The following is a 7,216-nucleotide window of genomic DNA, read 5'->3' on the forward strand; positions in this document are numbered from 1 at the left end:
ATGACACGTCCTGGGGTCAGCCGGGGAACCGCGGCCCGCCGGTGCTCACGAACCGCAGGTAGCCCCGCCACGACGCGTACCGGTCCAGACCTTCGCCGCCCGCCGCGGCCGCGGGCTCGCACAGCACCGCGAGCGGCGAACTCCCGTCCTCCAGCTCGACCCGGCCCAGCACGAACGGCGCCGCCAGCCCGGCCGCGAACCGGCCGAACGCCGCCGGGGACAGCCGCCAGCGTTCGCCGTCCACCCCGGCCGAACCGGCGATCACCCCGGGCTGCGGCGGGGTGACGTCCGCGAGCAGCACCAGCCGGTAGCGCTCCGCGGTCCGGACCAGGCCGCCGAACCGGGCCCCGTGCAGTTCGTCGTGCAACGGCTGGCCGCACAGGTGCGCGCCGAACACCACGACGTCGACGCTCTCGCTCGGGTAAGGATCCGGAGACTGCTCGCCGGTCAGCACCGAGGCGAGGTCGATGCCTATCTGGTCCTCGAACGCCCTTGTCACCACGGTGATCCCGTACGGCCGCCGGTCTACCGGCACGGTCACCGCGGCGAGGTCCAGGGCGTTCAGCGTCGCTTCCTGGACATCGACAGTCGGCAGGAGAAGCGCCTCCAAGTCCGCCAGCAGCGAGCGGGCCGCAAGCACGTTTCCGGCCCCGTAGACGGCGCTGACGTCCACGGGCACCAGCACCGCGCCCGAAGCCTCCAGAGACGCTGCAGCGACGTCGAACGCCCTCCTCGCGGGCAGCGGGAGGCTGGCGGCGTCGGGGATGCCAAGACGCGGCCGCTGCCCGGTGCCGAGGCGGAGGTCGGCGGGCCACTCGCGGGCTGCCGGGTCCAGGCTGCCGAGCATCGCCGCGACGGCCCGCTGGCCGGTGGTGAGGCGCTGCGCGGACACCGAAACGGTCTTCCCCGGGATCAGCCCCGGCGTCGGCTTGAGGCTGAGCACGCCGGGCGGAGCGGCGATCTCCCGCGCGGACGTATTCAGGACCAGGTCGACGATCTCCAGGCCGACGACCGTGTTTTCCGGGTCCGCGACGGTCGTCCCGAGCAGGACCGCGCCGGCGTCGGTCAGGCGCGCGGCGGTCGGCGGGCCGTCGGTGTCGACCGCGTAGACGGTTCCGGCGAGCGGGAGGTCTTCTCCGGCGTGGACGCGTTCGTCAACGGTTTTCGCTTCGACGAGCACTTCCTCCATCGTGCGCACTGCGGTCCAGAGTCCGGGACGGTCGGCTTTCGCCAGCCGCTCGAACGCGGTGCGCACCCGCTCGTGCGAGCTGGGCGGAGGGACGGGAACAGGATCAGGTTCCGGCGGGAGCGTAGTCACGAGGGCGTCCTTTCCTCGGCGGGATCGGAGGAGTCCACTGTGTACGTCCGGCGCCGCGAACCTCAGCCCGCGACGCCGGGCCTGGCGGGTGCCAACACCGACCTCATGGGAAAAACGTTAAACCGCAGACGTTTCCGTCACCAGCAGGATCGGATTACGCGATTGTTGCGGTGTGCGGGGGAAACTCACGCACCGTCGCGGCCGGATGCGTCCCGTTGCGCCGACCGGAATCCCAAACTCGGCCATCAGGACGGCGTTTCCGCCCGTCCGCCGCGATTCCCGGAGTCGCCACGGGACCGCGCGCCCGGACCACATTCACCCCGGGATCGGGCGTTTCGCGGCGGATTACCCGGCCGCGGGAGCGGGATCAGCAGGTCAGCCGAGGTCTTTCAGGGCCAGCGCCAGCCCGGCGAGCCGGTCCGTCGCGTCCGTGAGCGCTTCGCGGGAGGTGACCATCCCGTCACTGCTCGCCGCCACCGCGCGACCGGCCGCGGCGACCAGTCCGCCGTAGCCTTCGATCCCGTCGTCGAGCTGTTCGCGCAGTTTCGCCACCGCCGCCTGCAGCGCCGAACGTTCGCGCTCCGGCGCGGAATTGCGGCCGCGTTCGATCGCCTGGATCCGGTCCGCCAGGCCGCGCAGCGCACGGGCGGCCTCGTCGGCCGTGGCGCGCGCGTCGGCGACCGAGACCTCGGAAACGGCGGTGGTGCCCAGCGAGGTCGGCACCGAAAGCTGGCGCAGGAGTTCGCGCAGCGAGGCCTCCGACTCGGCCAGCCGTTCCATCGGCTCGCGCGCCGCGGACCCGGCCGCGGGCAGCGGCGGCGGACCGCTGGGCGCGGCGGGAAGCTGGGTCTTCTTCAGCTCGCGCAACCGCATCCCGGTGCGGACGCTGAACGTGCCGAACACCAGCGTGGCGAAGCCGGAGAACACCGCCTGCCCGATCTCCGGGCCGGCCACCGCCCCGCCGAGCAGTCCGGTGGCGGTGAGGACAGTGAGGACCCCGAGCAGGATCGTGATCAGGACCCACAGGGTCAGCACGCGCGAGGTGCGGCGGATCCGGCGCTGGTGCTTCGCGCTCGGCTCGTTCCAGCGCTGCCACTTCGCGCGGACGTCGGCGACCGCGGGCACCTGCCCGGCGACCGCGGAAAATGCCGCGGAGGCCGAGGGAGCCGACGGACGGCGCGGGACCGGCGGCGAGGCCGGACGCCGCGGCGGGGTCTGGCCGTTCTGCTGCGGCTTCCCGCCGGCCTCGTCGGCCGGCGGGAAGTACCGCTGCAGCTTTTCCTGGGCGCGCTGGGCGTAGTCGGGCAACCGCTCGATGTGCTTTTCGAGCTTGGCGTTGAACTCGCTGAAGTCCCGCCGCTTGGTCATCCGCCCGCCCCCTGCGCTACCCGTGCCCGGCCGGTCAGGCCGGGTTCTTGCCCTGTTCGGCCTGCACGCGGGCCTGGATCTCCCGCTGGATGTCGCCCGAGGCGGGGGCCGGCTTGGCCGCCGCCGCGCCCGCGGAGGCACCGCCGTCGGTGACCTGCGCGACCGAATCCCCGCGCATCGAGGCGCGGATCTGCTCCAGCCGCGAGTGGCCCGCCATCTGGGTGGCCGACTCCTGGACCTCCATCATGCGGCCCTGCACCGAGTTCTGCGCCAGCTCGGCCGAGCCGAGCGCGGTGGTGTAGCGCTTCTCGATCTTGTCCCGGACCTCTTCCAGCGACGGCGTGTTGCCCGGCGCGGCCAGCTGGCTCATCTGGTTCAGCGAGGCGGAGACCTGCTCCTGCATCTTCGCCTGCTCCAGCTGCGAGAGCAGCTTGGTGCGCTCGGCCAGCTTCTGCTGCAGCATCGTCGCGTTGCGCTCGACGGCCTGCTTGGCCTGCGCGGCGGCCTGCAGCGACTGGTCGTGCAGCGTCTTGAGGTCTTCGATGCTCTGCTCGGCGGTGACCAGCTGCGCGGCGAAGCTTTCCGCCGCGGTCTCGAACTGGGTGGCCTTCGCCTCGTCGCCCTGGCTGCGGGCCTCGTCGGCCAGCACCAGCGCCTGGCGCGTCGAGGCCTGCAGCTTCTCGACCTCGCCGAGCTGGCGGTTGAGCTTCATCTCCAGCTGCCGCTGGTTGCCGATCACGGAGGCGGCCTGCTGCGTCAGCGCCTGGTGGTTGCGCTGCGCCTCCTCGATGGCCTGCTGGATCTGTACCTTCGGGTCGGCGTGCTCGTCGATCTTCGACGAGAACGCCGCCATCATGTACTTCCAGAACTTCACGAACGGGTTGGCCATCTCCTCCGCCTGCCTTCTTGCGTCCCACGGGCCCTGATTGCTTCGGGGCGGGGCGTCGCTCCCCTAGTCGCACAACGTACCGACCCCGGCGTTGGGTTCCATCGTGTCAGGTCGGCCTCCGCCGTTCCAGGCGACCCCGGGGGAATTCAGGGTCAGCCCTGACCGGCGGCCCGGACCCGGCCCGGAGGGGACCCCGCGCACGCCGACGGCCCCGGGGGCGTTCCCCGGGGCCGTGCAGCGATGCGATGCTCGCGTTACGCCGCGATCGTGGACGCCAGCTTCGGCGCGCCGATCGTGGTCCGCAGCGTGGTGTTCATCCGCGGCGCGGGCTGCAGCCGCAGGTCGGAGAGGTCGTCGCCGATCAGCTCCGAAACAAGGCGGCCGCCTTCGAACCCGGCCTCGCCGCGGTCGGGCACGGTCTCGCGCGGCGCGGTCTCCACGTCCTCGACCACCGGCGCGACCTCGACCTTGTCGAGGGCCGACACGTCGGCGGCGACCTTGTGCAGCAGCTCGCCCAGCGGCAGTTCCAGCGCCTCGCAAATGGACGCCAGCAGCTCGCTGGAAGCTTCCTTCTGGCCGCGCTCGACCTCGGACAGGTAGCCGAGGCTCACCCGGGCGGCGCGGGAGATGTCACGCAGCGTCCGACGCTGGTTGGTGCGGGCATGACGGAGCCGATCACCGATCGCCTCGCGCAACAGCACGGTCATCACGCGCCTCCCTTCCCGAACTGGTGCCTCCTACGTTACCCAGAGCGGCGCCCCGAGTGCAGGACTTGACACGTACGTACGCCAAGGGCGAACGCCGTTTTCAGTCTAGTTGTTCCCCGAGCAGCGCGAACGCGGCGCGCACCGATGCGGTCCGGATCGTGTCCCGGTCACCGGTCTCGGCCAGCTCACGCACCGTGTTCACGCCCGGTCCGCTGAGCCCGACGTACACGGTCCCCGGGGCCACGCCGTCCTGCGGATCGGGCCCGGCGACCCCGGTCAGGCCGAGCCCCCAGGTCGCTCCGCAGCGCTCCCGCACGCCGCTGGCCAGCTGCGCGGCGACCTCGGGGTGCACCGCTCCGTGCTCGGCCAGCAACTGCGCGTCGACCCCGGCGAGGGCGGTCTTCAGTTCGGTGGCGTAGACCACCAGGCCGCCGCGCAGGACCGCGCTGGCTCCCGGCACCTGGGCGAGCGTCGCGCACACGAGACCGGCCGTCAGCGACTCCGCCGCCGCCACGGTTTCCCCCCGACGGGTGAGGGTCGCGACCAGTTCGCGGGCCTCGGCCATCAAGACCCCATCGCGCGGCGGCCGGCCGCGCGCAGCCGGATCGCGCGGACGAGATAGTCGACGCCGGTGATCACCGTCAGCGCCACGGCGAGGCCCATCAGCGCCCAGCGCACCGGGTCCGCGCCGTCCGGCAGCGGCAACAGGTAGGTCACGATCGCGAGGATCTGGGCCATCGTCTTCGCCTTGCCGCCGCGGCTGGCCGGGATCACGCCGTGCCGGATCACCCAGAACCGCAGCAGGGTCACGCCGATCTCGCGCACCGCGATCACGATCGTGACCCACCAGGACAGCTCCCCCAGCGCGCTGAGCCCGATCAGCGCGGCGCCGATGAGCGCCTTGTCCGCGATCGGGTCGGCGATCTTGCCGAAGTCGGTGATGAGCCCGTAGCGGCGGGCGACCCAGCCGTCGACCTGGTCGGTCGCGGACGCGATGGCGAACAGCCCGGTGGCGATCGCGCGCCAGGTGGTGTCGTCGCCGTCGCCGGTGAACAGCGCGACGACGAACAGCGGGACCAGCACGAGCCGCGAGATGGTGAGCAGGTTCGCCAGGTTCAGCGTCGGGACCGGAGTGGCCTCGGGCACCTGCGCGCCGCCGTCGGACGCGGCCGAGGGCACGCCCTCGCCTGCCCCGCTGGGCGCGGCACTCACCGGCCGGCGTCCGGTACCGGGCGGACGACGAGGTCGACGCCCGCGGAGTCGACCACCTCGCAGCGGACGAGATCGCCCACCGCGAGCGGCTTGGTTTCTTCGTCCTCGAGGATGACGCACTCGCCGTCGACCTCGGGGGCCTGGTGGGCGGCGCGGCCGACCGCGTCGTCGCCGTCCGTGCCGTCGTGCTCGACCAGCACGTCCACGAAGGTGCCGATCCGGTCCTCGGCGCGCTGCGCGGTCAGTTCCTCGACCAGCGCCGAAATGCGCGTGACCCGCTCGGCGACGACGGCCGGGTCGAGCTTGCCGTCGAAGGTCTCGGCCTCGGTGCCGTCCTCGTCGGAGTAGCCGAACACGCCGACCGCGTCGAGCCGGGCCCCGGTGAGGAACCGCTCCAGTTCGGCGAGGTCGTCCTCGGTCTCGCCGGGGAAGCCGACGATCACGTTGGTGCGGATGCCCGCCTCCGGCGAGTACTCGCGGATCTGCTCGGTGAGCGCGAGGAACGAGTCGGTGGAGCCGAACCGGCGCATCCGGCGCAGCACCTGCTCGCTGGAGTGCTGGAAGGACAGGTCGAAGTAGTCCGCGACGCCCGGCGTGGTCGCGATGGCCTGCACCAGCTGCGGCCGCGTTTCGGCGGGCTGCAGGTAGGACACGCGGACGCGCTCGATGCCGTCGATCTCCGCCAGGCGCGGCAGCAGCAGCTCCAGCGCGCGGGTGCCGTCGCGGCCGAAGTCCTTGCCGTACGACGTCGAGTTCTCGCTGACCAGGAACAGTTCCTTCGCGCCGTTCTCGGCGAGCCAGGCCGCCTCGGCGACGATTTCCTCCGGCTGGCGGGACACGAACGACCCGCGGAACGACGGGATCGCGCAGAACGAGCAGCGCCGGTCGCAGCCGGAGGCGATCTTCAGCGCGGCGACCGGGGCGTCGTCCAGCCGCGTGCGCAGGACGCGCGGGCCCCAGCCGTGCTGCGCGTGCCCGGGCACCTCGACCTCGGCCGCCGCGGCGGGCCGCTGCACCGGGCTGATCGGCAGCAGCTTGCGCCGGTCGGACGGGGTGTGCGCGGCGATCGCGCGGCCGGCGACCACGTCGTCGAGGCGCGCGGACAGGTCGGCGTAGTGGTCGAAGCCGAGCACCGCGTCGGCCTCGGGGAGGCTGTCGGCCAGCTCGTTGCCGTAGCGCTCGGCCATGCAGCCGACTGCGACCACCTTGCGGCCGGTGTCCGACGCGGCGAGCAGCGTGTCGACCGAGTCCTTTTTGGCCGATTCGACGAACCCGCACGTGTTGACCACGACGACGTCGGAGTCCTCGGGTTCGGCGGCCAGCTCCCAGCCGCCCGCGGCCAGCCGGCCCGCCAGCTCCTCGGAATCGACCTCGTTGCGGGCACAGCCCAAGGTCACGAGGGAGACACGGCGGGCACGAGCGGAGTCAGCGGCTGGAGAAGGCACGACGTTCAGGGTAGCCGTCGCGTTCGGATGGCCCCGCGACGGCGTCGCCCAGTGCGGTGAACCGGCCTCCTCCGGCCGGGTCACTCCGCCAATGCCGGGGGCTTGCGGTGGTGCCAACGGGCCGGTTGAGACGCGTCGGCCCGGGCGGGCGCGGCTTGAGCGGTCGTCCGCAAGGGGGCCCCTTGGGCGGCGCTGGTTGTCATGCCAAGGACTTAAGCAGGGCGGCCCGGCCTCCGACCGTCCACATAGGACGAAGGTCGTGGCGAAATGACCGTTT

General features: G+C 72.4%; 7 protein-coding genes. All 7 read right to left on the minus strand.

Going from position 1 to position 7,216, the window contains the following annotated elements:
• Positions 1 to 16 precede the first annotated feature (16 nt).
• The 7 genes from ACFSVL_RS00590 to rimO all read right to left on the minus strand — a co-directional run bounded on the left by ACFSVL_RS00590 (position 17) and on the right by rimO (position 6,939).
• Positions 17 to 1,318 (minus strand): allophanate hydrolase-related protein, encoded by a 1,302-nt coding sequence (locus tag ACFSVL_RS00590; RefSeq protein ID WP_378299286.1) that lies wholly within the window; start codon positions 1,316 to 1,318, stop codon positions 17 to 19.
• A 375-nt stretch (positions 1,319 to 1,693) separates the two neighbouring features.
• The gene (gene pspM / locus ACFSVL_RS00595) at positions 1,694 to 2,686 is read right to left on the minus strand and encodes a phage shock envelope stress response protein PspM (protein ID WP_378299287.1); all 993 of its coding nucleotides are present in this window, start codon (positions 2,684 to 2,686) and stop codon (positions 1,694 to 1,696) included.
• 34 nt (positions 2,687 to 2,720) lie between these two features.
• Positions 2,721 to 3,575: a PspA/IM30 family protein gene (locus ACFSVL_RS00600; RefSeq protein WP_378299289.1), complete on the minus strand. Its 855-nt coding sequence runs from the start codon at positions 3,573 to 3,575 to the stop codon at positions 2,721 to 2,723.
• Positions 3,576 to 3,829: 254 nt separating this feature from the next.
• The gene (locus ACFSVL_RS00605; protein WP_378299291.1) at positions 3,830 to 4,282 is read right to left on the minus strand and encodes a helix-turn-helix domain-containing protein; all 453 of its coding nucleotides are present in this window, start codon (positions 4,280 to 4,282) and stop codon (positions 3,830 to 3,832) included.
• A gap of 100 nt (positions 4,283 to 4,382) precedes the next feature.
• A complete protein-coding gene (locus ACFSVL_RS00610; protein WP_378299293.1) occupies positions 4,383 to 4,847 on the minus strand; it encodes a CinA family protein in 465 nt (154 codons plus the stop codon).
• Complete coding sequence (pgsA, locus tag ACFSVL_RS00615) at positions 4,847 to 5,494, minus strand: CDP-diacylglycerol--glycerol-3-phosphate 3-phosphatidyltransferase (RefSeq protein ID WP_378299295.1); 648 nt, start codon at positions 5,492 to 5,494, stop codon at positions 4,847 to 4,849. The genes ACFSVL_RS00610 and pgsA overlap by 1 nt, the downstream gene beginning before the upstream one ends.
• A complete protein-coding gene (gene rimO / locus ACFSVL_RS00620) occupies positions 5,491 to 6,939 on the minus strand; it encodes a 30S ribosomal protein S12 methylthiotransferase RimO (protein WP_378299297.1) in 1,449 nt (482 codons plus the stop codon). Before rimO ends, pgsA begins: the two co-directional genes overlap by 4 nt.
• Positions 6,940 to 7,216 lie beyond the last annotated feature (277 nt).

Source organism: Amycolatopsis silviterrae (assembly GCF_042684085.1).
Classification (GTDB): domain Bacteria; phylum Actinomycetota; class Actinomycetes; order Mycobacteriales; family Pseudonocardiaceae; genus Amycolatopsis; species Amycolatopsis silviterrae.